Origin of the sequence: Vibrio sp. STUT-A16 (assembly GCF_026000495.1) — a bacterium.
GTDB lineage: Bacteria > Pseudomonadota > Gammaproteobacteria > Enterobacterales > Vibrionaceae > Vibrio > Vibrio diabolicus.
Map to the genome: position 1 here is coordinate 1,189,155 of NZ_AP026765.1, position 26,708 is coordinate 1,215,862.

Annotated in this window: 24 protein-coding genes; 16 read left to right on the forward strand and 8 right to left on the reverse strand. The window is 44.3% G+C overall.

Features of this window, described 5'->3' with window-relative positions; genetic code table 11:
• Window positions 1–34 precede the first annotated feature (34 nt).
• From fabD to OO778_RS05735, 11 genes are all read left to right on the forward strand, one after another.
• Window positions 35–958 carry an ACP S-malonyltransferase gene (gene fabD, locus OO778_RS05685; protein ID WP_012841591.1) on the forward strand — a complete coding sequence of 308 codons (924 nt, stop codon included), beginning with the start codon at window positions 35–37 and terminating at the stop codon, window positions 956–958.
• Window positions 959–1,004: 46 nt separating this feature from the next.
• The gene (gene fabG, locus OO778_RS05690) at window positions 1,005–1,739 is read left to right on the forward strand and encodes a 3-oxoacyl-ACP reductase FabG (RefSeq protein ID WP_031780596.1); all 735 of its coding nucleotides are present in this window, start codon (window positions 1,005–1,007) and stop codon (window positions 1,737–1,739) included.
• Between the two features lie 246 nt (window positions 1,740–1,985).
• The gene (gene acpP / locus OO778_RS05695; RefSeq protein ID WP_004406112.1) at window positions 1,986–2,219 is read left to right on the forward strand and encodes an acyl carrier protein; all 234 of its coding nucleotides are present in this window, start codon (window positions 1,986–1,988) and stop codon (window positions 2,217–2,219) included.
• Between the two features lie 93 nt (window positions 2,220–2,312).
• Window positions 2,313–3,563, forward strand: coding sequence for a beta-ketoacyl-ACP synthase II (fabF, locus tag OO778_RS05700; RefSeq protein ID WP_167426379.1), 1,251 nt, complete (start codon window positions 2,313–2,315; stop codon window positions 3,561–3,563).
• Between the two features lie 107 nt (window positions 3,564–3,670).
• The gene (pabC, locus tag OO778_RS05705; protein ID WP_085343543.1) at window positions 3,671–4,486 is read left to right on the forward strand and encodes an aminodeoxychorismate lyase; all 816 of its coding nucleotides are present in this window, start codon (window positions 3,671–3,673) and stop codon (window positions 4,484–4,486) included.
• Window positions 4,483–5,499 (forward strand): endolytic transglycosylase MltG, encoded by a 1,017-nt coding sequence (gene mltG / locus OO778_RS05710; protein ID WP_005396987.1) that lies wholly within the window; start codon window positions 4,483–4,485, stop codon window positions 5,497–5,499. The genes pabC and mltG overlap by 4 nt, the downstream gene beginning before the upstream one ends.
• Window positions 5,496–6,128, forward strand: coding sequence for a dTMP kinase (gene tmk, locus OO778_RS05715; protein WP_031780597.1), 633 nt, complete (start codon window positions 5,496–5,498; stop codon window positions 6,126–6,128). Before mltG ends, tmk begins: the two co-directional genes overlap by 4 nt.
• A gap of 27 nt (window positions 6,129–6,155) precedes the next feature.
• The gene (locus OO778_RS05720; RefSeq protein ID WP_264910959.1) at window positions 6,156–7,118 is read left to right on the forward strand and encodes a DNA polymerase III subunit delta'; all 963 of its coding nucleotides are present in this window, start codon (window positions 6,156–6,158) and stop codon (window positions 7,116–7,118) included.
• Window positions 7,109–7,876 (forward strand): YchF/TatD family DNA exonuclease, encoded by a 768-nt coding sequence (locus OO778_RS05725; RefSeq protein WP_005396993.1) that lies wholly within the window; start codon window positions 7,109–7,111, stop codon window positions 7,874–7,876. Before OO778_RS05720 ends, OO778_RS05725 begins: the two co-directional genes overlap by 10 nt.
• Window positions 7,877–8,320: 444 nt before the next feature.
• Window positions 8,321–9,751, forward strand: a complete 1,431-nt coding sequence (gene ptsG / locus OO778_RS05730) for a PTS glucose transporter subunit IIBC (RefSeq protein WP_006743155.1) — start codon at window positions 8,321–8,323, stop codon at window positions 9,749–9,751.
• Between the two features lie 211 nt (window positions 9,752–9,962).
• The gene (locus OO778_RS05735; protein WP_065646086.1) at window positions 9,963–10,364 is read left to right on the forward strand and encodes a hypothetical protein; all 402 of its coding nucleotides are present in this window, start codon (window positions 9,963–9,965) and stop codon (window positions 10,362–10,364) included.
• Between the two features lie 64 nt (window positions 10,365–10,428).
• Here the strand turns inward: OO778_RS05735 and OO778_RS05740 are convergent, their stop codons facing one another.
• The 3 genes from OO778_RS05740 to OO778_RS05750 form a co-directional block, all read right to left on the reverse strand.
• Window positions 10,429–10,524 carry a MetS family NSS transporter small subunit gene (locus OO778_RS05740; RefSeq protein ID WP_005372963.1) on the reverse strand — a complete coding sequence of 32 codons (96 nt, stop codon included), beginning with the start codon at window positions 10,522–10,524 and terminating at the stop codon, window positions 10,429–10,431.
• Window positions 10,521–11,987: a sodium-dependent transporter gene (locus tag OO778_RS05745; RefSeq protein WP_005398219.1), complete on the reverse strand. Its 1,467-nt coding sequence runs from the start codon at window positions 11,985–11,987 to the stop codon at window positions 10,521–10,523. Before OO778_RS05745 ends, OO778_RS05740 begins: the two co-directional genes overlap by 4 nt.
• A gap of 570 nt (window positions 11,988–12,557) precedes the next feature.
• Complete coding sequence (locus OO778_RS05750; RefSeq protein WP_047010036.1) at window positions 12,558–13,148, reverse strand: outer membrane beta-barrel protein; 591 nt, start codon at window positions 13,146–13,148, stop codon at window positions 12,558–12,560.
• 127 nt (window positions 13,149–13,275) lie between these two features.
• Here OO778_RS05750 and OO778_RS05755 point away from each other — a divergent pair, with 127 nt between their 5' ends.
• The gene (locus OO778_RS05755) at window positions 13,276–13,368 is read left to right on the forward strand and encodes a YnhF family membrane protein (RefSeq protein ID WP_005372970.1); all 93 of its coding nucleotides are present in this window, start codon (window positions 13,276–13,278) and stop codon (window positions 13,366–13,368) included.
• A 44-nt stretch (window positions 13,369–13,412) separates the two neighbouring features.
• Window positions 13,413–14,564, forward strand: coding sequence for a patatin-like phospholipase family protein (locus tag OO778_RS05760; protein WP_005398215.1), 1,152 nt, complete (start codon window positions 13,413–13,415; stop codon window positions 14,562–14,564).
• Between the two features lie 121 nt (window positions 14,565–14,685).
• On the opposite strand, the gene pyk is transcribed toward OO778_RS05760, so the two are convergent.
• Window positions 14,686–16,128, reverse strand: a complete 1,443-nt coding sequence (gene pyk / locus OO778_RS05765) for a pyruvate kinase (protein WP_074191573.1) — start codon at window positions 16,126–16,128, stop codon at window positions 14,686–14,688.
• A 412-nt stretch (window positions 16,129–16,540) separates the two neighbouring features.
• Here pyk and OO778_RS05770 point away from each other — a divergent pair, with 412 nt between their 5' ends.
• On the forward strand, window positions 16,541–17,758 hold the full coding sequence (locus OO778_RS05770; protein WP_005398213.1) for an ROK family protein: 1,218 nt from the start codon (window positions 16,541–16,543) through the stop codon (window positions 17,756–17,758).
• A gap of 370 nt (window positions 17,759–18,128) precedes the next feature.
• A complete protein-coding gene (locus OO778_RS05775) occupies window positions 18,129–19,082 on the forward strand; it encodes a chemotaxis protein CheV (protein WP_074191572.1) in 954 nt (317 codons plus the stop codon).
• A 75-nt stretch (window positions 19,083–19,157) separates the two neighbouring features.
• Here OO778_RS05775 and OO778_RS05780 read toward each other — a convergent pair whose 3' ends face one another.
• From OO778_RS05780 to OO778_RS05795, 4 genes are all read right to left on the reverse strand, one after another.
• Window positions 19,158–22,232 carry an error-prone DNA polymerase gene (locus OO778_RS05780; protein ID WP_264910962.1) on the reverse strand — a complete coding sequence of 1,025 codons (3,075 nt, stop codon included), beginning with the start codon at window positions 22,230–22,232 and terminating at the stop codon, window positions 19,158–19,160.
• A gap of 27 nt (window positions 22,233–22,259) precedes the next feature.
• Window positions 22,260–23,663 carry a DNA polymerase Y family protein gene (locus tag OO778_RS05785; protein WP_074191570.1) on the reverse strand — a complete coding sequence of 468 codons (1,404 nt, stop codon included), beginning with the start codon at window positions 23,661–23,663 and terminating at the stop codon, window positions 22,260–22,262.
• Window positions 23,664–23,667: 4 nt separating this feature from the next.
• The gene (imuA, locus tag OO778_RS05790; RefSeq protein WP_012841595.1) at window positions 23,668–24,360 is read right to left on the reverse strand and encodes a translesion DNA synthesis-associated protein ImuA; all 693 of its coding nucleotides are present in this window, start codon (window positions 24,358–24,360) and stop codon (window positions 23,668–23,670) included.
• Window positions 24,361–24,489: 129 nt separating this feature from the next.
• The gene (locus OO778_RS05795) at window positions 24,490–25,236 is read right to left on the reverse strand and encodes a YciK family oxidoreductase (protein WP_046874431.1); all 747 of its coding nucleotides are present in this window, start codon (window positions 25,234–25,236) and stop codon (window positions 24,490–24,492) included.
• A 254-nt stretch (window positions 25,237–25,490) separates the two neighbouring features.
• Between OO778_RS05795 and sohB the strand changes: the two genes are divergently transcribed.
• A complete protein-coding gene (gene sohB, locus OO778_RS05800; RefSeq protein WP_005385819.1) occupies window positions 25,491–26,552 on the forward strand; it encodes a protease SohB in 1,062 nt (353 codons plus the stop codon).
• Window positions 26,553–26,708: the final 156 nt, after the last annotated feature.

Sequence of the window (26,708 nt, forward strand, 5' to 3'; positions counted from 1 at the left end):
TTATTTCTTTTTACTTTGCTTAAAGGAAAACAACATGAGCAAGTTTGCTATCGTATTTCCAGGTCAAGGTTCTCAAGCTGTAGGTATGCTTGCAGAACTTGGCGAACAATATGACGTAGTAAAACAAACATTTGCAGAAGCATCTGACGCACTAGGTTACGATCTATGGGCGCTTGTTCAAAATGGACCTGCAGAAGATTTAAACGAGACTTTCCGCACTCAACCAGCTTTGCTAGCTTCATCTGTTGCAATCTGGCGTGTATGGCAGGAGCTTGGTTTAGAGCAACCAGCAAACCTAGCCGGTCACAGCCTAGGTGAGTATTCAGCACTTGTATGTGCGGGTGTGATTGACTTTAAAGAAGCAATCAAGCTGGTTGAATTACGCGGTAAGCTAATGCAAGAGGCGGTACCAGCAGGTACTGGCGCTATGTACGCGATTATCGGTTTGGCTGATGATGCGATTGCAAAAGCGTGTGAAGACGCAGCGCAAGGTGAAGTGGTCTCTCCAGTAAACTTTAACTCGCCTGGTCAGGTAGTTATCGCGGGTAGCAAAGATGCAGTAGAGCGTGCGGGAGCACTATGTAAAGAAGCTGGTGCGAAACGTGCGCTTCCTCTTCCTGTTTCAGTTCCATCACACTGTGCGCTTATGAAGCCAGCAGCGGAAAAACTTGCAGTAGCTCTTGAGTCTATCGAATTTAACTCACCACAGCTTCCAGTTATCAACAACGTTGATGTGGTCGCTGAGACAGATCCTGCAAAAATCAAAGATGCGCTTGTTCGTCAGCTACATAGCCCAGTTCGCTGGACTGAAACAGTCGAGCTTATGCACGAGCAAGGGGTAGAACAGCTTCTTGAGCTTGGTCCTGGTAAGGTTTTAACAGGTCTAACAAAACGTATCGTGAAAACGCTAACTGCAGCAGCAGTGAATGATGTTGCGTCGCTAGACGCGGCGAAGTAATCCATCAAGCGATAAAACTTGCGATAAGAAAAGGAAACACAACATGATGAATCTAGAAGGTAAGATCGCGCTAGTTACCGGCGCAAGCCGTGGTATTGGCCGCGCGATCGCGGAACTTCTTGTAGAGCGCGGTGCGACGGTTATCGGTACGGCTACTTCTGAAAGTGGCGCTGCAGCTATCAGCGAGTATCTTGGTGATAACGGTAAAGGCCTAGCTCTTAACGTGACTGATGTCGAGTCTATCGAAGCGACACTAAAAACGATCAACGAAGAATTTGGTGTGATCGATATTCTGGTGAATAACGCTGGTATTACTCGTGACAACCTATTGATGCGTATGAAAGATGATGAGTGGAACGACATCATCGATACCAACCTAACGCCTATCTACCGCATGTCTAAAGCGGTTTTACGCGGCATGATGAAAAAACGTGCGGGTCGTATCATCAACGTAGGCTCAGTTGTTGGTACCATGGGTAACGCAGGTCAAACTAACTACGCAGCAGCGAAAGCGGGCGTGATTGGTTTTACTAAATCAATGGCTCGTGAAGTTGCGTCTCGTGGTGTAACAGTGAACACTGTTGCCCCTGGTTTCATCGAAACTGACATGACAAAGGCACTAAATGATGAGCAACGTGCGGCAACGTTGTCGAACGTACCAGCTGGTCGTTTAGGTGACCCACGTGAAATTGCATCAGCAGTAGTTTTCCTTGCTTCTCCTGAAGCGGCGTACATTACTGGTGAAACTTTGCATGTAAATGGTGGCATGTACATGGTTTAATGAGACAGTTTGTGCAAAATAAGCTATTTTACATTGTGAAAAATAGCCTATAGTTGCAGTTAACTGTCATGAACTTGTCATGCTTATGCGCAAGATTTGTGCATGATTTAAGTCAAAAATGTATTGAAATTCGGTTAAATTCGCTAATTTTGTGGTTTGACCAGCAAGGACCCCCTTGCAACTTTCAATAGTTCGAATAAACTACGGAATCATCGCATTAGGCGAAATCTGTAAAGGAAAAGAAAAATGAGCAACATCGAAGAACGCGTAAAGAAAATCATTGTTGAACAGCTAGGTGTAGACGAAGCAGAAGTTAAAAACGAAGCTTCTTTCGTTGACGATCTAGGTGCTGATTCTCTAGACACTGTAGAACTAGTTATGGCTCTAGAAGAGGAATTCGACACTGAGATTCCTGACGAAGAAGCTGAGAAGATCACTACTGTTCAAGCTGCAATCGACTACGTAAACAGCGCTCAGTAATTAGCTCTCCCAGGCGGTCTCCTAGACCGCCTGTGTTCTTTCTAACTTCTTCTATCCTCTCATAGAAATATTCAATTCCCGGAGAATTATATCGTGTCCAAGCGTCGTGTAGTTGTCACTGGCATGGGTATGTTGTCACCGGTAGGCAACACAGTAGAATCATCTTGGAAAGCCCTGCTAGAAGGTCAAAGTGGTATCGTGAATATCGAGCACTTTGATGCTACGAACTTCTCAACTCGTTTTGCAGGTCTTGTTAAAGATTTCGATTGCACAGAGTACATGTCTAAAAAAGATGCTCGTAAGATGGATCTTTTCATCCAGTACGGCATTGCAGCGGGTATTCAAGCTCTTGATAACTCTGGCTTACAAATTACCGAAGAAAATGCGGCTCGAGTTGGTGTTGCTATCGGCTCAGGCATTGGCGGTCTAGATCTGATCGAAACAGGTCACACTGCATTAGTAGAAAAAGGCCCTCGCAAAGTTAGCCCATTTTTTGTTCCTTCGACCATCGTAAATATGGTTGCAGGTAACCTATCTATCATGCGTGGTCTTCGTGGTCCAAATATCGCGATTTCTACAGCATGTACTACTGGCCTACATAACATCGGTCATGCTGCACGAATGATTGCGTACGGCGATGCAGATGCGATGGTTGCTGGTGGCGCAGAAAAAGCGTCTACGCCTCTTGGCATGGCTGGCTTCGGTGCAGCTAAAGCGCTATCTACTCGTAATGAAGAACCTCAAAAAGCGTCTCGTCCATGGGATAAAGGCCGTGATGGCTTTGTTCTAGGCGATGGTGCTGGCATGATGGTGCTTGAAGAGTACGAACACGCGAAAGCACGTGGCGCGAAGATTTACGCAGAACTGGTTGGTTTTGGTATGTCTGGCGATGCTTACCACATGACTTCTCCAAGCGAAGATGGCTCGGGTGGTGCACTTGCGATGGAAGCGGCAATGCGTGACGCCAACATCACAGGCACCCAAGTAGGTTATGTGAATGCTCACGGTACATCTACTCCTGCTGGTGACGTTGCAGAAATCAAGGGCGTGAAACGTGCTCTTGGTGAAGAAGGAGCGAAGCAAGTACTTGTATCATCAACTAAGTCTATGACTGGTCACCTATTAGGTGCAGCAGGCTCTGTTGAAGCAATTATCACGGTTATGTCTTTGGTTGACCAAATCGTTCCACCAACGATTAACCTTGATGATCCAGAAGAAGGTCTAGACATCGACCTTGTGCCGCACACTGCGCGCAAAGTTGAAGGTATGGAATACGCTATCTGTAACTCGTTTGGCTTTGGTGGTACAAACGGTTCCTTGATCTTCAAAAAGTTCGCTGAGTAACACTATCTAACCTTATTTAGATAAGCGAAACTTGTATTCTAACGGCTCGATGCTTAGCATTGAGCCGTTTTGTTTTATTTGTTGTCTGCTAATTTGAAGGTACGCGAATGTTTTGGGTAAATGGAGTTCCACAAACGCATGTAGAACTGGGTGATCGCTCATTCCAATACGGTGATGGAGGTTTTACCACCATCCTGACCCAAAACGGAGAGTTGGTTTACTGGCAAGAACACATTGAGCGTATGAAGTCCTGCCTTGACGCATTGAAGATCTCTTCCCCTGACTGGCAAGTTGTGCATGATTGGGCAAGCAAAGCGGCTTTATCTGACGCACAAGCGGGGGTGAAAATTCACGTTAGCCGTGGTATTGGTGGGCGAGGGTATAGTCCTAATGGGATTGAAGGCCCTATCGTGACGATCTCCAATTTTGCGTTTCCTTCTCATTACTCTTCTTGGCAAGAAAAAGGCGTGGATTTGGGCGTTTGTGAGACTCGTCTCGGGATCCAACCTTTACTTGCTGGACACAAGCACAACAACCGTTTAGAGCAGATTCTCGCCAAGGCTGAAATCGACGATACCGAGTTTGCAGATGCAATAACGTTAAATGTGCAAAACCATGTCATTGAAACTACAATGGCCAACCTTTTTTGGGTTAAAGGTAATAAAGTATTTACACCGGAACTGACCTTATCTGGCGTTGCGGGCGTAATGCGTCGTAAGGTGCTTGAGTTACTAAAAGTAAGTCATATTGAAGTCATCGAGGGACGTTTTATACTTCCAGATTTGCTGAGCGCAGACGAAGCTTTCATGTGTAACTCAATATTAGGTGTCGCACCAATTCGCAGCATAGTGGCATCTAACTCTAAGACTATATTTCCGATAGGAAAATTGACTCAACGACTGCAAGGGAATTTAACTACGTGATTAAAAAACTGTTGGCTTTTGTTGTGCTGATCGCAGTGATAGGCGCAGCAGCTGTTTTTTATATAATTTCACAGGCTAAACAATACGTTGAAAAGCCTATTCTATTGGAACAACCTCAGCTGTTTACTGTAGAAAGTGGTACAAGCTTTCATCATGTCATGCGTGCCTTAGTTGAAGATGAGGTAATTGAAACGTCGGAGTACATCCGTTTAATACCTCACTTATATCCAGAACTGTTGCAAGTGCGAGCGGGTACTTATCAACTAGAGCCTGGTATGTCGCTTTCGCAAGCATTGGAGCACCTGAATGCCGGAAAAGAATACCAGTTTGCGATCACTTTTGTTGAAGGCAGCCGCTTTTCTGAGTGGGTAGAGCAATTGAAAAGTGCTCCTTATTTAGAGCATGACTTAACCGATCTCTCAGAAAAAGACATGGCAGCAAAGTTGGGTATTGAGCGAGAAAAGCTGGAAGGACTGTTTTTAGCAGAAACCTACCATTACACGGCGGGTGCAAGTGAAAGCCAGTTATTAAAACGAGCGCATCGAAAACTCAATAAGATTCTGGATGCTAACTGGGAAGCTCGTCAAGAAAAGCTGCCATTGCAAGACAAATATGAAGCCTTGATTCTGGCGTCTATCATCGAGAAAGAGACGGCCATTGACTCTGAGCGTGAGCGCGTCGCTTCTGTGTTTATCAACCGATTGAACAAACGCATGCGTTTACAAACGGATCCGACGGTTATTTATGGTATGGGTGATGCTTACGACGGAAATATTCGTAAGAAAGATTTGCGCACGCCGACACCATATAACACCTATACCATCAATGGCTTACCTCCAACCCCAATCGCGATGGCAGGTGAAGCCTCTATTGAAGCGGCTTTGAATCCAGAAAGCAGCAACTATTTATATTTCGTAGCAAGTGGAAAGGGCGGACACGTATTTTCGAAATCCCTTGCAGAGCACAATCGTGCTGTTCGAGCCTATTTAAGAGAACTAAGAAAGAACAAATGATGAAAGCAAACTTTATTGTCGTTGAAGGCCTAGAAGGCGCGGGTAAAAGCACTGCGATTAAAACCGTTTTAGATACGCTAAAAGCGGCAGGTATTGAAAATATCGTAAATACTCGTGAGCCAGGAGGCACGCCGCTAGCAGAAAAGATGCGCGCTCTGGTGAAAGAAGAGCATGAAGGCGAAGAACTTAAAGACATGACGGAGTTGCTTCTTCTATATGCTGCACGTGTCCAGTTGGTTGAGAACGTGATCAAACCAGCTTTGGCGAACGGTCAGTGGGTGGTGGGTGACCGCCACGATATGTCGTCGCAGGCTTATCAAGGTGGTGGCCGTCAGATTGACGCGTCGCTAATGAAAAACCTTCGAGACACAACGCTTGGTGATTTTAAACCTGCTTTCACTCTCTATATGGATATCGACCCTCGCGTTGGGCTTGAGCGTGCGCGTGGGCGTGGTGAGCTCGATCGTATCGAGAAGATGGATATCAGCTTCTTTGAACGTACACGAGAGCGTTATTTGGAGATTGCTCATGCTGATCCTTCTATCATTATCATTAACGCTGAGCAGGCGATCGAAGACGTGTCGCGTGATATTCGGGACGCTCTTAACGAGTGGTTAGCTCGTCAATAATAAGTGAAACTTAAATTTAGGTGACTCATGTTAAATGATTATCCGTGGTTGCAGCCAGTATGGGATAACCTCAAAGTAGGGCTAGAGTCGGACAGAGTACCAGGTGCGCTTTTATTGCAAAGCGAGCAAGGCTTAGGCATCGAAAAACTTATCGAGTTTTTTAGCCAAGCACTTCTTTGCCAAAATTACGCCAGTGAAGCGTGCGGTTTTTGTCATAGCTGTCAATTAAATCAATCACACAACCACCCAGATTTACACTGGATCAAACCAGAAAAAGAAGGAAAAGCGATAACGGTGGACCAAGTTCGAGCTTGCAACCGTCTTGCTCAGGAATCATCACAGCTTAATGGTTATCGCCTATTTGCTATAGAGCCAGCGGACTCTATGAATGAATCGGCATCGAATGCATTGTTAAAAACGCTAGAAGAGCCTGGGGCAAAGTGCTTGTTTTTGCTCGTTACCCACAATCAGGAGCGCCTGCTTCCAACGATTCGTAGCCGTTGCCAACACTGGGTTGTTGCGCCGCCGTCAACGGAACAAGCGATGCAATGGATGCGCGAACAAGGGGCGCAGCAAGTTCCTGCTTACGCCTTAAAACTGAATATGGGCTCTCCGATAAAAACATTGGATGCGTTAAATAATGGCGATCTCGATGCTTACTTGGCTTTTGAGCGCACTTTTATTAAGGCGATGTCTTCTCCTGCCTCAGACATTTCTGAGTGTGCTTCTTTAATGGCTAAACACTCGGAGCAATCACTAGACTGGGCGTGGTATTTACTGACAGACGCTCAGAAAGCGCAGTTTGGTGTATCAGAAGCACAAATGCTTCCTGGCGCTATAAAGTTTCAGCCGAACAACTACAACGGTTTGTACTCATCAGCGAAGGCGCTGATGGACCTCAAAGCTCAGGTGCAAGCCTTTCCTGGTCTAAACCTTGAGCTACTATCAATGAACTGGTTAATTGAATCACGAGAGGTATTATGTTCGTAGATTCTCATTGTCATTTAGACAAATTGAATTACGACGATCTCCACATCAATGTGGAAGACGTTATTAACAAAGCTAAACAAGCAAAGGTAACCGAGCTGCTTTCTGTGGGAGTTACGCTGGATTCTTTCCCTAAAATGATGGAAATGATTGAGCCTTATGAGAATGTTTATGCTTCGTGCGGTGTACACCCACTTGATGTTGAAAGCGACTTTTCGATGGACGTGCTACGTCACCACGCATCGAATGAAAAAGTCGTTGCCATTGGTGAAACAGGCTTGGATTATCATTATAAGCCAGAAACGGCAGCGTTACAGAAAGAGCGTTTTGAGCAACACGTTGATCTTGCGGTGGAGCTTAACAAACCTTTAATTATCCATACTAGAAACGCACGTGCGGATACTCTAGATATTTTGCGTAAGGGTGGGGCGGAGAAATGTGGTGGTGTTATCCACTGTTTTACAGAAGATCTTCCATTTGCTGAAGCTGCACTTGAGCTGGGGTTTTATATTTCTATCTCGGGGATTGTCACTTTCCGTCAAGCTACAGAGTTGAAAGAAGTGGTGAAGACTCTACCTCTAGAGAAGCTTCTCATTGAGACAGATTCTCCTTACTTGGCTCCAGTCCCTCACCGAGGTAAAGAGAATCAACCTGCTTATGTTGTCGAGGTGGCTTCTTATATTGCGCAACTCAAATCGTGCTCTCTTTCTGAAGTGGCACAAAAAACCACCGAAAATTTCCGAAATCTTTTTTTGCGATGAAAAATCAATAAGAGCATAAAAAAGGAGCGCATGCTCCTTTTTTGTTGATAAAAACAACAGATATACTCATGAGTTTAATGTTTACTAAAAATGTTGATTTAATAACATTCAAAAATCACAAATGTAATTTTGTTACTAAAAATAACATTGGAGCGTATTTTATTTACGCCTTAAAATTAATTATATAAATAATAAACTCTTTATAAAACAGTAATATAACTGCAATGCAAACCTTTTCATCAGCTGTTTTTGGGTGTGATCCAAGACTTGTTTTGAAACTAAATTTCGTAACTGTGTGGAAAGTTTGAGGGTCATCAATATATATTTAGAGCCGGAAAATATAATGCAGTTGTGGTTACATTTTCATTGGGTGCTAACCTTTAGGCTACGGGGGTGTGCCGTTAGTGCCCAAATAATACTTATAAATTTATCAGGAGCATAAACATGTTTAAGAACCTTTTTGCTAACCTGCAAAAAGTTGGTAAGGCGCTGATGCTTCCAGTATCAGTTTTACCAGTTGCAGGTATTTTATTAGGTGTGGGTGCTGCCCATCTAAGCTTTATTCCAGAGATCGTTTCTAATCTTATGGAACAAGCTGGTGGTTCAGTATTCGGCCAAATGGCACTTCTATTTGCAGTAGGTGTAGCTCTAGGCTTCACTAATAACGACGGTGTTGCTGGTCTTGCAGCAATCGTTGGTTACGGCATCATGACGGCAACGCTAGGTGTAATGGCGGGTGTTATGGGTGTTGAGAAAATCGATACAGGTGTACTAGGTGGTATCCTTGTCGGTGGTGTGGCTGCTTGGGCATTCAACCGTTTCTTCAAAATTCAACTTCCAGAGTATCTTGGCTTCTTCGCTGGTAAGCGTGCAGTGCCTATCATCACTGGTTTTGCAGCGATCATCCTTGGTGTTATCCTTTCTGTAATTTGGCCACCAATTGGCGGTGCAATCTCTGCATTCTCTGATTGGGCTGCGCACCAAAACCCACAACTAGCATTCGGTATCTACGGTGTTGTAGAGCGTTCTCTAATCCCATTCGGCCTACACCACGTATGGAACGTACCGTTCTTCTTCGAAGCTGGTTCTTGTGTTAACGCTGCTGGTGAAGCTCAAAACGGCGTACTAACTTGTTACCTAGTTGCTGATGAAGCATCTCGTGCTGCTGGTAATGGCTTCGGTCAGCTAGCGGGTGGTTACATGTTCAAGATGTTTGGTCTACCAGCTGCAGCAATCGCAATTGCTCACTGTGCTAAACCAGAAAACCGCGCAAAAGTAATGGGTATCATGGCGTCAGCTGCACTGACTTCATTCCTAACTGGTATTACTGAGCCTATCGAATTCTCATTCCTATTCGTTGCTCCACTACTATACGGTATCCACGCTCTACTAGCTGGTTCTGCATACATTGTTTCTAACACTCTGGGCTTTGTACACGGTACTTCTTTCTCTCACGGTCTGATCGACTTCCTAGTTCTATCTGGTAACGCTCAGAAGATGGGTCTAATGATTGCTGTTGGTCTAGTATACGCAGTGATTTACTACGTAGTGTTCCGTGGCGTAATCACAGCACTTGACCTAAAAACTCCTGGTCGTGAAGATGAAACAGAAAGTGCGGCAGCAACTTCTGGCTCTGACATGGGTGGTGAACTGGTTGCAGCGTTCGGTGGTAAAGCTAACATTACTGGTCTAGACGCATGTATCACTCGCCTACGTGTCGCGGTTGCAGATACAGCAGCTGTTGACCAAGACAAACTGAAACAACTTGGCGCTGCTGGTGTTGTAGTTGTTGCAGGTGGTGTACAGGCTATCTTCGGTACTAAGTCTGACAACCTAAAAACTGAAATGGATGAGTGGATCCGTAACCACGGCTAATCACCGTCATTCATAACAATGAATAAAAGGAGGCTTCGGCCTCCTTTTTTAGTTCCTCTCTCATTGCTAAAAGTGCTTTCTGAGTGTGATCCTAAACTCATCTTTACTTTTGCCAGTCTTTTCATACATCGCGCTTACTCATCGTTGACATATTGAAACACCACTATGTTTGAATAGCGCATGATGTTTTTTTTAATAATTGATAACGTGTATGAAGAGCAAATTAATTTTATTAGCAGGACTAGTTTCTAGTACCGCAATGGCGGCAAATGAGCCAACGAACTTGTCTGTTGGTATGGCTGTCGATCAACAGTTGAGTGTTGTTGTTGAGTTAGATAATAAGTATCGCGGCATTATCGGTAACGATGGTATGGCGTTTGATTACATCGCTAAACGTGGAACATTCGATCAAAACATGCCTGTGACCTGGTATGTTGGCGTTGGTGGTTGGTATGAATGGGATGATGAGTTTGGCGTGCGTGTACCTCTCGGTTTGAACTGGGATTTATCACGCGGCTGGGATCTTTATGGTCAAATACACCCAGAGCTAGATCTTTACAAAGGTGCTGACTTACAACTTGGTGGTGCCGTTGGCATCAAATACAGTTTCTAGAATAAAAGAAACATAAAAAAACGCCGGTAAATACCGGCGTTTTTTTGTTTGGAATGCAATACTGCTATTGTTTATCCATGGCTCGCTTGATACAAACGGCCGCGCCGCCCCAAGTGATACCTAAACCAATAACCATCATAATAATTGCGCTGATTGTCATTTCGCTGTCTCCTTGCGATTCACTGCGTTAATCACTAGACCAAAGATAAATAGTGCGGCGATAAGTGCCCAGCCTACAGTTAGATCATAACCACCGTAGCCTTCAGTAAATAAAGCATAAAGCTTAGTCGCTAAGATAATGGCGAGCATAATCGGTGTTACGAAGCGTAAACAGATCTCAAACCATTGACCAATAGAGAAATCAGAGCGCTCATTTACGTAATTACGTACTTCAGGCACGCGTTTCAATAGCCACGCCATCAATACAATCTCAACCAAGCCGCCTACCATAATGCCAACGTTGTTTGCGAAGTGGTCTACTAGGTCTAGCAGCAATAGACCGCCATTTGTTGCGAACGCCATAGAAACCACAAAACCAGTTCCGATTACAACGTTTGCAGCTTTTTTTCGGCTCCACTTTAGCTTATCTATGATGGCGGATGTTACGGCTTCCATGATAGAAATGTGCGAACTTAGACCAGCAACCACCAGTGCAAAGAAGAACAGAGGACCAAGAATATATGGTGCGGGTAATAAGTTAATTGCCGCAGGTAAAGTAACAAAAGCAAGGCCAACGCCTGCAGATACCACTTCTGTTAGCGGTTTACCTTGTTCTTGAGCCATGTAACCCAAGACAGAGAAGATCATAATACCAGCTAGGATGGAGAAGCCACAGTTGATCAACACGGTCATAAACGCGTTATTCGTGATGTCTGACTTTTCTGGCAGATAACTAGAGTAAGCCAGCATGATCGCGAAGCCGATGCTTAGGGTAAAGAAGATCTGACCGTACGCAGCTGCCCATACTTTCACATCCCAAATTTTGCTGAAATCGGGTTCAAACATGTAGTTAACGCCATCCAAAGCTCCTGGCAAGAAAACCATACGTCCGATTAAAAAAATCACCATCAAAAATAGTATTGGCATCATGATTTTAGATGCGCGCTCAATCCCTGATTTCACGCCTTTGGCAATGGCGGTGTAAGTAATAGCCCAAGCAATCACCATAGATAAGGCAATCTTCCATTGAATACTACCTAAGTCTGTTGGTGAGTTATCACCTAACTTTAGGTACTCACTAAAGAAAAATGCGTTTGTATCGGTTCCCCAACCTTGAGTGAACGACAACCCAAAGTAAGAAATTGACCAACCGATAACTGCAACATAGTAAACGGCGATAACTGCTGCAACACCAACTTGGAACCAGCCAAGCCATTCAAATTTAGAATGAATTTTCGCTAGCGTTTTTGGTGCTGAGCCTCGGTACTTTTGTCCCATACTGAACTCAAGGATCATAAATGGAATACCGGCCGTGATCATGGCGAAAATGTAAGGAATAAAAAATGCGCCGCCACCGTTTTCATAGGCCATGTATGGAAAACGCCAAATGTTTCCCAAACCGATAGCAGACCCGACTGCTGCTAAGATGAATCCCGCTCGGGATCCCCATTGTTCTCGCTTCATATTTGACTCCTATACGACTCCCTGAGGAATGAAGCTCTCTCCGTAACACAGTAATATTTGCGCAAACCGTTGGAAGAAAGGACCGCTGTTATCCATCAGCTTTTCTATCCTTAATTCTAGCTTATTATAATTTTCTAGAGCTATATTCTGGTTACTGTGAGAGAAAGTAGATTATTAATCTTAAAGTTTTGATGTGTGTTTGATAAAACTGAAATATTTATCTGTTTTCACTAATCAGACTAACTTCTAATAATACTTAGCGCAATAGAATCTAAATGTTAACTCAGGTGCGTTGTCTGGTTTTAATCTTGTTAAATTTGAGTTTGATTATGGTTTTGTGTGGGGGATTGGTTGGTTGTATGGAACAAATGACTAGAATCCAATAATCGACTTGGTGTTTAAAACTATTTTGATGAACTAGGGCGTACGGCTATCTTTTGCGCACCCCGCTAGAGAATGCTTCGTTACTTTTCTAAGCGATGATGTTTAGATGATATTCTCTATCTGCTTTGTGTAGGACTCGCCCAGCACTATTTGTGGCGAGCCCTACGAAGTGAAGTGTACAAAAAATTAGAAACGGAAACTAAAACCAATATTTGATTGGAATTGGTTCATCCAATCGGTATCGAACTTAATGATGCAGTTTGAGCCGTCATTAGGTAGGGTGCAGGCTCCAGAGGTATCGTTATCAACGACCGTTCCCAACCATCTTAATTGGGCTGTCAACGCAAAGTTCTTTGAAAACTCATATTCCAGCCCTGCAAAAGCGCTCGCCGAAAATCCGTATTTTTTGTCTACCCAATCAACATCGGTGTAAGAGGCTCCCAAGCCAACACCAATATAGGTTTGCCAGTTTTCTGCAACAGGGTAGTACATGCTGCTTTGAAATTGCAGGTAATGGATATCTGCCGAATTTGATAACTTTTCAAGTTCTGTTGATTGGTTGGAGTAAAATAATCCAATTCTTCCTTTCTCAAAAGGCGTCTCGATTGAAAGTGCGTAGTTCACTGCGGGATCGAGGTCGTATGTATTGCCACCTTCGTCTTCTACTTGACCGCCACCTGTATAGCCTATGAATGGAGTAACGATAATATTGGCTTGTGCACTTACCGCGGTGCTGAGCAGTATGCTTCCTACCAGCCAGCTGAGTTTTTGGTTCATGTCCTATCTCCTTATTATGACTAAGCTAATTGTGATGGGTTAGTCAAAATTGCGCGACTAAATTAAGCAAATCTTGAACATATTTCACACTGGTGTTATTAATTTGTTACATATTAAGGAGGTGTTTATGGAACACGATCTAAAATCCGCATTAATCATCGTGGTGACTGTTTTTGCAGTACTTTTGTCGTTTGGCATCATTGCGATTACAACGGCTTAAGATAACTACTTTTACCAAGTGTTTTAACAAAATGGCGTGAGCCTATGATACGTAACAGCGGTATAATCACAGAAAGCCACACTGAGCTTGATGTCAAAGTTTATGAGCATTTCAGGCACGGAAAAACTGCTTTAGTCACGCAAGGTGGAGGGCAGAGAGGGATTTTTACCGCTGGCGTATTAGACGCATTTTTACTTTCCAACTTTGATCCTTTCGATGAATTCTACGGTACCTCTGCTGGGGCACTCAATTTATGCTCCTACTTATGTCGTCAACACGGTATGGGCAAAGCTTTTATTACCGAACTGACAACGTCTCCTGAGTTTTTTAATCTGTTTCGTTATATTCGAAAGCAGCAGTACTTGGGTTTAGAGTGGGCGTTAGAGCGGATTCAAGATTTCCCTTACAAGCTTGATCTTGATTTAGGCCGCAGTGCACTAGGAGGACGAGGTGCGTTTGCAGCGGTAACAAATGTAGAGACGCTATCGGATCAATATTTACCAATCTTGGGTGACACGTGGTTTAACACCATGTTAGCAACATGCGCGATTCCTAAGTTGTACCACGGACCTGTCGACGTTAATGGCAATAAGTTTGTTGATGGTGGTGTGTCGGCTTCTATCCCTGTTCAAGAAGCGTGGCGTCAGAATGCTCGCAACATTATTGTCATCCGAACAGAACCGTTCTCGGAGATTGAAGCGAGAGCGCAAAGTGAAGTAGGGGATGTGCCTGTCGAGTGGTATCGAGAGTCTATCAATTCGGTGCAGCAATCATGGCAGCAAAAAGTGAATCGATGGAAGTTGGATTGGGCTTCGTTCTTCCAACAAAAAATTAATGCCGCCCATCAGTCGAAGCTTGCCGGAAAAATGCTATTGAATGGAGGTCGTTGGTTGTTCGGTGCTGATAATTTGTATCGTCTAAGCCATTTAATCGGTGAGAATTTTGACTCAGGTTTAGCCGACATGCTGATGATTCACTATCAAACATTTGAGCTCACTCAGGCCTTTATATCTGCTCCACCTGACGATACTTTCATTTTACAAATCGCGCCTAAAGAGGGGCTTCGTTCTTCTTCTTTGTTAAGTGACCAAGAATCACTAGAGCATGATTATCAACTCGGACTTCAGGCGGGGTTTAATCTGGTTCAACTCTATGACCAACTGAATATTGAAATTGATGGCAGAGAGAGTGCATAACCTTTTGTATTAACGACATAAGCTAAATACAAAGTGAAGTGTAAATAAATGAGGCTCCGTTTTCGGAGCCTCATTCGTGTGCGTACCTAATCTCTGTGGTTAATAGGGTTAGGTATAAAGGTTATGCTTGCAGAATTCGCATGCAGTTGGTTGAACCAACGACATCCATTACATCGCCTTGAGTGATCATGACTAAATCACCCTTGTGCAAGAACCCTTGTTCTTTAAGGCTGGCAATCGCAGCTTGAGCTGTCGGTAAACCTGCATCACTTTTTGACTCGAAATATACCGGTGTCACGCCTCGGTATAGTGTAGCTCGATTGAGCGTGGATTCATTGCGTGATAAGGCAAATATTGGTAAGCCAGAGCTTAAGCGAGACATCATCAACGCTGTTCTGCCAGATTCTGTTAACGAGATCATCGCTTTAATTCCTTCCATGTGATTCGCAGAGTACATGGTTGCCATTGCGATGGTTTCTTCAGCGGTTTCGAAGGTGCGATCTAAACGATAAGTGGATAGGCTTGCCTCAGACATCTTTTCTGCGCCCACACATACCTCGGCCATGGATTTGACCGTTTCTACAGGGTATTTACCTGCTGCGGTCTCTCCAGACAGCATCACCGCGTCAGTGCCGTCTAGAACCGCATTGGCCACGTCCATCACTTCAGCACGCGTCGGCATCGGGCTAGTAATCATGGACTCCATCATTTGTGTCGCAGTAATTACGATGCGGTTTAAACTGCGTGCGCGGCGAATCAGTTTTTTCTGGACGCCAATAAGTTCAGGATCGCCGATTTCTACACCCAGATCGCCACGCGCAACCATCACCACATCGGATGCGAGAATAATATCGTCAATAGACTCATTTGTCGCGACGGTTTCTGCTCGTTCGACTTTAGCCACCAACATGGCTTCGAGGCCTGCATCTCTGGCTAGGCGTCGAGCGTAATGCATGTCTTCGCCGTTACGTGGGAACGAAATAGCAAGGTAGTCCACTTGAATTTCTGCGGCGGTAAGAATGTCGGCTTTATCTTTCTCTGTGAGCGCATCGGCTGACAATCCGCCGCCTTTTTTGTTGATCCCTTTATTATTAGATAGTGGACCACCAACAATCACACGGGTATGAACTTTATTGCCTTCGACGCTGGTGACTTGCAGTTGAACGCGTCCATCATCGAGTAACAGAATGTCGTTTGGTGACACATCTTGCGGCAGTTCTTTATAATCTAGCCCTACGGACTCTTGGTTGCCTTCACCTTTTGGTAAATCACTGTCTAATGTGAATTTGTCGCCCACATTCAACATGACTTGGCCGTCTTTAAAGGTCGATACGCGGATTTTAGGGCCTTGCAAGTCGCCGAGGATAGCAACTTGACGCCCAAGCTTTGCCGCAATGGTACGGACTTTTTTGGCGCGTTGAATGTGGTCTTCACTGGTTCCATGTGAGAAATTCATACGGACAACGTTTGCACCGGCTTTGATGATCTCCTCAAGTACATTGTCCTTATCCGTTGAAGGACCAAGCGTGGTGACAATTTTTGTTCGTCTTAGTTTGGAAGTCATAGATTCTCCGATGAATGTATGTGTAAAGGTAACTTGAACTCTATCCTTACTTTCCTCAATCGCTCTCAAGGTCTGCCTCGTTGCTGAGCCCACACCTTAAAGCTGCTTGAGTATAAGTATATGCACAGAATGTTTACATTAAGAGTAATCCCGGTAAAACAGACAGATAATCCATAGGCTTCAGCCCCTATTGATGAGAATGCGCTGGTGTAACAGGAGTTACTTCATAATTTAGTGAATAAAAATAAGTTATTTTTCAAACAATTTAACAGGAGTAGATTCTTCGTTATTTGATTGAATACACAAACAAACAGGTTTATACGTGATGCTTGTCACGGGGATTTATTAATTCACTTCACAATTAGTTCGCAAAGTAAAAAAATTGTCTCGTTATAGAATTTCGGAGTGCAAGATGTACATGGCTCAACCGGGCCATATTGATCATATCAAACAGGTCAATGCTGGTCGTGTATATAAACTAATTGACCTAAAAGGTCCTATTTCTCGAATTGATTTGTCCAAGCAGAGTGAGCTTGCTCCTGCCAGTATCACCAAAATCACTCGAGAATTAATTGAAGCGCACTTGATTCATGAAACCACAGTACAAGAAGCGACGAGTCGTGGTCGACCTGCCGTCGGTTTGCAGGTCAACAACGAAGGGTGGCAATTTCTGTCAATGCGTTTGGGGCGAGGTTATTTAACTATTGCTCTGCATGAGCTAGGTGGCGATGTGTTGATCGATACTAAAATCGAGATACACGAACGTGACCAAGACGATGTGCTTGAGCGTCTGCTCTACGAAATTGATGAATTCTTCCAAACTTACGCGGATCAACTTGACCGTGTTACCAGTATTGCAATTACGCTGCCTGGCCTTGTGAATTCAGAGCAAGGTGTCGTGCTGCAAATGCCTCATTACAATGTCGAAAATCTTGCTCTTGGACCAGAGATATACAAAGCAACGGGCTTGCCAGTTTTCATTGCCAATGACACGCGAGCTTGGGCATTAGCAGAAAAGCTTTTCGGCCATTCTCAAGACAATGACAACTCCGTTCTTATCTCTATTCACCATGGTTTAGGTGCCGGCATCATTCTGGATGGGCGCGTTTTGCAAGGTCGTCACGGCAACATTGGTGAGCTTGGGCATATTCAAATCGATCCAAATGGAAAACGTTGTCATTGTGGCAACATTGGTTGTTTGGAAACCGTTGCCAGTTCTCAAGCCATTCGTGAAGAAGTCGTAAGACGAATTGCTGATGGCGAAGACTCTATTCTTGCTGAACAAGAAGAAATGAGTATTGAGAGCATTTGTGAAGCGGCAGCGAACGGTGATCCGTTGGCAGTTGATGTGATTGAAAAGCTTGGACGCTACTTAGGTTCCGCAATTGCTATTGTGATCAACTTATTTAACCCTGAGAAGATCTTGATCGGTGGTGTGATTAACCAAGCAAAAGATGTACTTTATCCTGCGGTGCGTCGCTGTATCGAAGAGCAGAGTTTACCGGTTTATCACCAAGATCTTGAGCTGGTGGAATCTCGTTTCTATAAGCAAGCAACAATGCCTGGTGCCGCGTTGATCAAGCAAGCGTTGTACGATGGTCAGTTATTGATGAAGGTTGTGGAAGGCTAATTGCTTCAAAGATGATGAAGTGCTTAGGTGTTGAGCCTATACATTTTTAGATGATTTAGGGTGAGGCTTAACAGCTCACCCTTTTTGATCGCCTATTACTAGAAGGTGAATTTGAGTTGTGCTGCATTGCTATATCTGCGCCATTCATGTAATTTCCTAAAAAGCTCAAGTAAATAAACCCAAATGGCTTTCAATGTGTAGAGTGACTTTGTGTCTGATGCAAATAGAAGGGAAGTAATACGCTGAAACCGTTGTACTTTCAAGCCATGCTCGAAAAACAAATATCTTAAGGTTATTTGGGTTTAGAACCTTGATGTGTCTGTATTGATTTCGAGTAAAAATAAGAATTATCCATAATTTAGGTAGTAGTATGTCCGGAGTGTTAAATACGGTTGACCAGCGTACGAACTTGGTTGGTGAAAACCGACTAGAGCTTCTGCTGTTCACTTTAAATAGTCGCCAATTGTTTGCGATTAATGTGTTCAAAGTGAAAGAGGTCATCAAGCTGCCACCGTTAACCAAGCTTCCTGGCTCACACTACAACATTCGTGGGGTCGCTTCTTTACGAGGTGAAGCGGTGCCAGTGATTGATTTGCGTGGCGCAATAGGTTTCCCTGCTTTGCGTGGTGAAGCGGAAGAAGAAAATTTGATCGTGACAGAGTACAACCGTACGGTGCAGGGCTTCTTAGTCGGTCCGGTTAAAAACATTATTAATACGGCATGGACTGAAATTCAGCCGCCTCCTTCCACGTCTGGTCGCTCGAATTACCTCACGGCGATCACGCAAATCAAAGAGGGGGATGCCTCTCAAATTGTCGAAATAATTGACGTAGAAAAAGTTTTAGCAGAGATCGTGCATTACGATGTCACGATTTCAGCGGACATTCTGGATCAAGAACTTGCTCAAGCAATGGTCGGGCGTAATGTTCTGATTGTGGATGATTCATCTACAGCTCGTAATCAAGTTCGCGATACGCTTTCTCAATTGGGTATGAATATCATCGAGTGTCGTGACGGACTAGAAGCGCTAACAGTTTTAAGGCGCTGGTGTGATGAAGGGAAAGACGTAGAAAAAGAGCTGTTGATGATGATTACGGATGCTGAAATGCCTGAAATGGACGGTTATAAACTGACTCATGAAGTGCGCCAAGATCCACGTATGTCTAAGTTGTTTATTACGTTGAACACCTCTCTGAGCGGCAGCTTTAATGAAGCCATGGTACAAAAAGTAGGTTGTGATCGTTTTATCTCTAAATTCCAACCAGATCTGTTGGTTGAAGTTGCTCAAGACCGGTTACGCCAGATGCTTTCTAAAAGTGCATGATTAGATATAGTGAAATCAGAGGGGGAGCAGGTCTCCCTCTGATTTTTTAACGCCTCGCTTATTAATATCTCTGTACTAATGAAAGTCGCGAGATTTACTTTGTAGATTATTCAAATAGTGCGTGCAATCAATCAACTTGCCAGCAATAACGTGCGTGACTTCTCCCTCTCTTTCAAGAATGCCTTTCACCATTAATACTTTAGCGCCTAAATACGCTTGCTTTTGGGCTCGTGCTGTCGCTTGCCAAACGACCACATTAATGTTGCCCGTGTCATCTTCTAACGTAAAAAATGTCACGCCAGCGGCGGTGCCTGGAGATTGTCTTCCTGTTACCACACCTACCACTGTGACCAGTGACTTATGCGGTTTCTCTGCCAGTTGCCTCATGCGGGTAAAGTGAGGGAGTTTGCCCGTTTCTTCTAATAATTTAATCGGGTGGCGGCTAAGAGATAGTCCCGTGCTCGCGTAATCCTCAATTAAATTTTCATATTCTGAGGGCTGAGTTTGGTAGCTAACACTGGGTTCTTCGACCTTGTGAAACAATGGTAGGTCAGATAAGGAATCCATTGCTGCCCAGCGTGCGTTATAACGATTCCCCGATAGGATCTGAAATGCATTGGCTGAAGCCAATAATTCAATGTCACTTCGGCTTCTTAATATCTGCTTTACTTCTTGAATCGAGCGGTAACCATTAAGTGGTTTGCGCTCAATAAGCCTTTGCGCACTTTCTGCGTTAAAGCCTTTCACCAAGCTAAAACCAAGTTGCACGCCGAGCCTGCCATTCGGGCGTGAGACGAGATGATGCTGATATTTTGAATGATTGACGCACACCGGCAATACTTCGACTCCATGTCGGCGAGCATCTTGTACTAATTGCGATGGGCTATAAAATCCCATTGGTTGGCTGTTCAACAGTGCAGTGTAAAATTCTGCTGGGTAATAATATTTTAACCATGCAGAACAATATGCCAGCACTGCGAAAGACGCTGAATGACTTTCAGGGAAGCCGTACTCACCAAAGCCGCAAATCTGATCGAAAATGCGCTCAGCAAACGCTAAGTCATAACCTCTCTCTTGCATACCATTGATCAGTTTTGGCCTGAATTTAGCCAGATCGCCATTCTTTTTCCATGATGCCATTGCTCGACGGAGTTGATCGGCCTCGCCGCCGCTAAACCCAGCTGCTACCATGGCTAGCTTGATGACTTGCTCTTGGAAAATTGGGACGCCCATAGTCCGCTCAAGAACGCTTTTTACTTCTTCCGATGGATAACTGACAGGCTCTTTGTGATCACGCCGTTTTAAAAAAGGATGCACCATATCACCCTGAATAGGGCCTGGACGAACAATCGCAATTTGAATCACTAAATCGTAATAACAAGCGGGCTTTAAGCGAGGGAGCATGCTCATTTGTGCACGAGATTCAATTTGGAATACGCCTATCGTGTCGGCCTTTTGAATCATGCGGTACACGTGTGGATCATCTTGTCGGCGAGTGATCTCGGAAATAGAGAGGGAGCGCTGGTGGTGTTTCTCGACCAGTTGAAAGCACTTTCTGATGGCGTTTAACATGCCGAGTGCGAGCACATCGACTTTTAATAGCTTCAAGCTTTCTAAATCGTCTTTGTCCCATTGAATGATAGTGCGATCTTCCATCGAGGCATTTTCAACAGGTACTAACTCATATAAAGGGCCAGATGAAATTACAAAACCACCCACGTGCTGAGATAAGTGGCGTGGGAAGCCAATTATCTCGTTGACCAATTGGATAAACTGCTGCCCTTTGAGAGATTCTGGTTGTAAGCCAAGTTCAATAATTTGAGCTTGCCAGCCTTGGCTGCGATCTCGGCGATTAACGTTCTTAATGAAAAAATCTAATTGGGTCTCTTCAATCCCTAGCGCTTTACCGACTTCACGCACGGCACTTTTAAAGCGATAGCTGATCACTGTTGCAGCAAGTGCTGCACGCTCACGGCCATATTTTTTGTAAATATATTGGATAACCTCTTCACGGCGCTCGTGTTCAAAGTCCACATCAATATCCGGCGGTTCCTTACGTTCTTTACTGATAAATCGTTCGAATAAGACAGCGATTTGTCGAGGGTCGACGGCGGTAATTTCCAGGCAATAGCACACCACAGAATTTGCGGCGGAACCTCGACCTTGGTAAAGAATGCCTTGTTGTTTCGCGAACATTACGATGTCGTGGATGGTAAGGAAGTAGTAGTGGTATTTCAGCTCTTGAATAAGCGCAAGTTCATTCTCGATGGTTTGATTGACTTCTGCTGGCACGCCTTCAGGAAAACGCAGCTTTTTACCACGCTCGACTAACATACGTAAGTAAGAGTCGGGTGTATAACCATCTGGGATCAGCTCGGTAGGATATTCGTATTTTAAATCGGAAAGCTTAAACTCGCATAGATCGGCGATGTAAGTACTTTCTTCCAGCCATTCTGGTTTGTAAATCCGAATTAATTTTTTAAAAGGACGAAGCGCTCGTTCTGTATTCGAAATACGATCAAAACCGAGTTTATCGACGCTACACCCATGCTTTATAGCGGTAAGTACATGCTGTAATGGCAAGCGTTCAACATCATGCATGAGAACGCCTCCGCAGGCAGTTATAGGTAATTGAAATTCATGTGCTAACTGCTCGCAGTGCGCAATGTACTCAGTATCGTTGTTACTCAAATGGCGCTGAATCGCTACCCACAAACGATTAGCGTGGTGTTGATTGAGCCAGCGTCCCCAATAGTGATCACTCTCTTGATGTGTGGGCAGCCACAATACCAAGCAATGTCGAATCGACATCAAATCCCATTCGAACAGTTGATAGTTGCCTTTTTCACTTCGTCTTCTTGCGTTTGTGATGATACGACACAACTCGGCATAAGCCTTGCGACAAGGGCAAAGCAGTACGATTTGGCATTCATCATTTAACCAAAACATACTTCCAACGATTTGTTTGATATCGAGTTTATGTTGTTCGATGGTCGCATGGGCTTTGACAACGCCCGCGACCGAACATTCATCCGTTATAGCTAGAGCTTGATAGCGATAGAAAGCAGCTTGGAGTACAAGCTCTTCTGCATGAGAAGCCCCAGTCAAAAAAGAGAAGTTAGACTGACAAAATAGTTCCGCGTAACTCATAATGACCCAACAAAAATGACTGTCGATTTAACAAAAATAGCCATGAAGAAACCAGTGCTTGTGCTGATCGCGAAATATCCATAACCAGCGGCCTTGCTTGGTGTGTGCAATGTAGTAATCACGCATGATCTCATCACCATCCCACCATCCAGAAACGATTCGCTCAGGTCCGTGGACCAAAGAGACTTGCTCTTGCAATGCAATGGGAGTGGGCAATTGCATTGCGGGGCGTAGTATGGATGGTATGGCGTGCTCCTTTTCATCTGGAGCATCTGCCGGGCGATATTGACTGGCCTTTTCTGGTCTAGGATCACAAGCGATGTTGGGTTTTAACACAGCACTTTTCCCCAATTTAGCTTGCAGTAAAGAGAGCAGTTCTAAAGCATTCATGTTCCCTTTTTGCCCAGCAAAGAGATCGCGTGATGCACTAAGAGGCTCACCTTGACGGACGACTTTTAACGTTAGCCCTGTGACTGGGCCATTGAGCGAGAGTGACTCTAAGCTTAAACTCGCTAACTGCTGCCAACGCTGACATAGGTAATCACCTTGCGCAGAAGTGAGTTGAAGGTGTTGCTCTTGTTTCTCACGCTGGTGGAGTGTTAAACACAGCTCAAAAGCGACCTTATCTCTTAATTTAAGAAAGGTTTCGAGTTGACGAAGTAACTTGGCCAGCGGCTTTTCAATCCACTGAACGTTTTCGAACTCAAACAGCAGTTCTAAATAAACTTGGAAGGATTCGGTCGGGTGATAAAAGTCGACAGGATGCTTAAACTGCCCAGTCAGTCGACCAACGTAGTTCACCAAATCGATATCAAAGCGTCGAGCGATGTCTTGCAACGGCAGTTCAAGTAACCCTTTTAAGGAAGTAACGCCTACGCGGTGCAGCTTTTCAACCATAGAGCTCGATAAATCGGTTAGAGGCAGAGGTAATGGGAATAACATTTGTTCGATAAGAGATTTGTCGTCACTAAGAACATTTGCTCCTGCCAATGCCATTAACTTGGCTGACAGAGGTGAAAAACCACAACCAAATTGAAAGCTTAACTGCAGTTTAGTTAAGTGAGCACTGACTTTATTCCAGTAATTGTCCAACCCTTCATATAGGGTGAGCATCGGTGTGGCACGTAGCAAAATACCTTGGTTTGGCATCAACACAACGTCAGATGTGATCAAATACAACCACTGAGCTACCTCTTGTAATTTATTTAATTCGGTTTGTGGATGATAAGGATGCACTTGTAAATCTCGACACAAGGACGCAGCACTGCCTAAGCCCATACCAGGCTTAATACCTTGTTGTTCGGCAATCTCGTTGTATTGAATGATCTGACAACGTTGGCTTTCGACAATCACCACGGGTTGATTTTGGTTATCACCAAAGAGTGCGTCTAGCTGTAGGCGAGGGAAGTGCAAGTAAATCCATAAAGCCATATCACTAACCTTGGTTCGCCAATGGGAAATTGACCACCGTTGATGGAATGTGAGTCGTGCTTGGCATTACCAGTTGTGGGTAGTGGTGTTGGAAACTGATATCGACACTGCCTTTGCTCCAACCGCCTTTTCGCTTGAGAACTTCCACTTTGACGCCTTGTACATTACCTTGCAGCTTTAGGCTTAATGAAACAGGTAAAGACAAGCGGTTTGTCATATTAGGCTTGAGCATGAATAGAGGACAAGTGCCTTGCTCACTCGCTACCTGTAAGCGTTTCACTTGATGTATTTCAAGCTCTTCTTGCCATAACAAAACATTACTGCATACCCCACTTTTCAGACATTGCTCTGCAGCCCAAAGAGCATCTTTGGGATGAGCTGGATTAACGACCCACACTTGGTTTATATCCAAACCGATGTAGTGTAAGAACAGAGAGTTCACTAACGCGGGAGGTTGAATAAATGCAGTCACACCATTGGTCTGGGTGGCTTTTAAATAAGGAGCGAGCAAACGCAATTCACCAATACTACCAATAGATTCCATCTCCACTACGCCATGAGGTGGAAAGCCTCCGCCGAGCAAATCATCTAATTCAGAAAACCCGGAACTAGTCCGCAACTGCTGAGGATCTGTTTTCGTTAAATTTGCTTGCCAAACAAGGTGCTGGCTTTTTAAGTGCTGAATAATATCGTGCATAATAAATACCTGTATATATGTACAGTATATTTCTATGACAGAAAGTCGCAAGATTTTTATGAAGAGAGAAATGAAAAAAGGCAGCGTTTGCTGCCTTTTCAATCGATTATGTGAGGTAACCTGAATTCGTTATTTACGCTTCGGTTGAGCGTCGATGCACTGACCATTCACATCGGTAACCGCTGGATCCATTAAGTGCAAATATAGCGGCATGATATCCAATGGCGTTTTGAGAGTATTCGCATCTTCACCCGGGTATGCTTTTTCACGCATGCGAGTACGAGTTGCACCAGGGTTAATTGCGTTAACACGGATCGGCGTATCACTCAGCTCGTCAGCCAAAACTTGCATCATGCCTTCTACGGCAAATTTAGAGATAGCGTATGGCCCCCAGAAAGCGCGACCAGAGTGGCCGACGGTCGAAGAGGTAAAGATAATACGCCCAGCTTCTGATTTACGCATCACAGGCAGTAGTGCTTGAGTCATTAACACTTCTGCTTTCACGTTGATCTGCATGATATCGTCGAAATCTTCCTCTTTGATTTGATCAAATGGACACAGCGAACTCAAGACACCTGCGTTGTGTAATAGGCCATCCAAACGACCAAACTGTCCTTCGATTGTCTCTGCCATATCAATGTAATTTTGCTTAGTTGCGCCCTTGAGATCCAGAGGAATGATAGCAGCTTGTGGGTAGCCAGCGGCTTCAATCTCATCATAGATAGATTCAAGGTTTTGCACATTTCTACCCAAGAGAATAACAGTTGCACCGTGCTCGGCATAAGAAAGCGCGGCTTGACGGCCGATGCCATTACCAGCGCCAGTAACAAGAATGACTTTACCTTTTAGAGCATCAGCTGAAACGGAGTAGTTCACGGCGATAAATCCTTATTATTGTAAGAGGGTCCATGATAGTTAATTGACGCTAAAAAACGCCTGTTTCTCAATGGAAAATCTTGGTAATCGTGACAAGATGGTTACAATACACCAATTCATGTGTTATACCAATTCCAGAACTTTCGTTAGGTATGCTATCAATCAGAACAAGTGGTTACAAACCGCGCTGCCTTCTCGCTGATGTTTCTGCGTAACATACTAACGTCATCTGAAATGAGATAAAGGAGCTCTCGTTGGAATTTTTATTAGATTATGGTCTGTTTCTGGCCAAAATTATCACGGTGGTTGCTGCGATAATTGTTCTGCTCATTATTGCAAAATCGGCTGGTGGCAAATCGGGTGCGGCGAAAGGGGAGTTAGAGATTACCAACCTTTCAGAGCAACACAAACAATCTGTTGAGCAGTTAGAACATCATTTACATGACGATGCTTTCATCAAGGCTCGAGATAAAGCGGTCAAGAAAGAAGAGAAAGAGAAAAACAAATCTCGTGAAAAAGAGATCAAACAAGCGAGCAAAGACGGTTCATTAGATAGCAAGCGTGAACCACACCTATTCGTTCTTGATTTCAACGGCAGCATAGACGCAAAAGAAGTCGCGTCTCTACGTGAAGAGATCACTGCTATTTTGGCTGTCGCACGTGAAGGTGATGAAGTATTACTTCGTTTAGAATCTGGCGGTGGTATGGTTCATGGTTACGGCCTTGCCTCTTCTCAACTGGACCGAATCAAAGCTGCGGGTCTTCCTCTGACCATCTCTGTTGACAAAGTTGCGGCAAGTGGCGGTTACATGATGGCATGTGTCGCAGATAAGATTGTTTCTGCACCGTTTGCAATTGTGGGCTCTATTGGCGTTATCGCGCAAATTCCTAACTTCAACAAACTGTTGAAGAAACATGACATTGAGTACGAACAACTAACCGCGGGTGAATATAAACGCACGCTAACGATGTTTGGTGAGAATACCGATAAAGCGCGCGATAAGTTTAAGCAAGAGCTTGAAGAAACACATGTCTTGTTTAAAGACTTCATTCGCGAGCGTCGTCCTAGTTTGGACCTAGACAAAGTAGCCACAGGTGAGCACTGGTTCGGTACACAAGCGAAAGAGCTTGGTTTGGTGGATGACATTAGTACATCTGATGATATCGTTGTTGCGGCATGCAAAGATAAAACCGTACTTTCTGTGCATTATGTGCAGAAGAAAAAGCTGGCAGACAAGCTAGCAGGTGTCGCGGGCAAAGTTGCTGACAGTGTGATCTTAAAGTTAGCTGAGCGTGGTCAAAAACCGATTGTTTAATCGAACCTAAGATCATGACATTTGAAACGGCGAGGGTGGAAGCTCTCGCCGTTTTTGTTGAACCTTATGTTTATTGATGAATCCAATTGCGCATTAGGTGTAATGCTTTACACGACATTTTTCCTCGCTCCAAAGGGCGATTACCCGTATAATGCG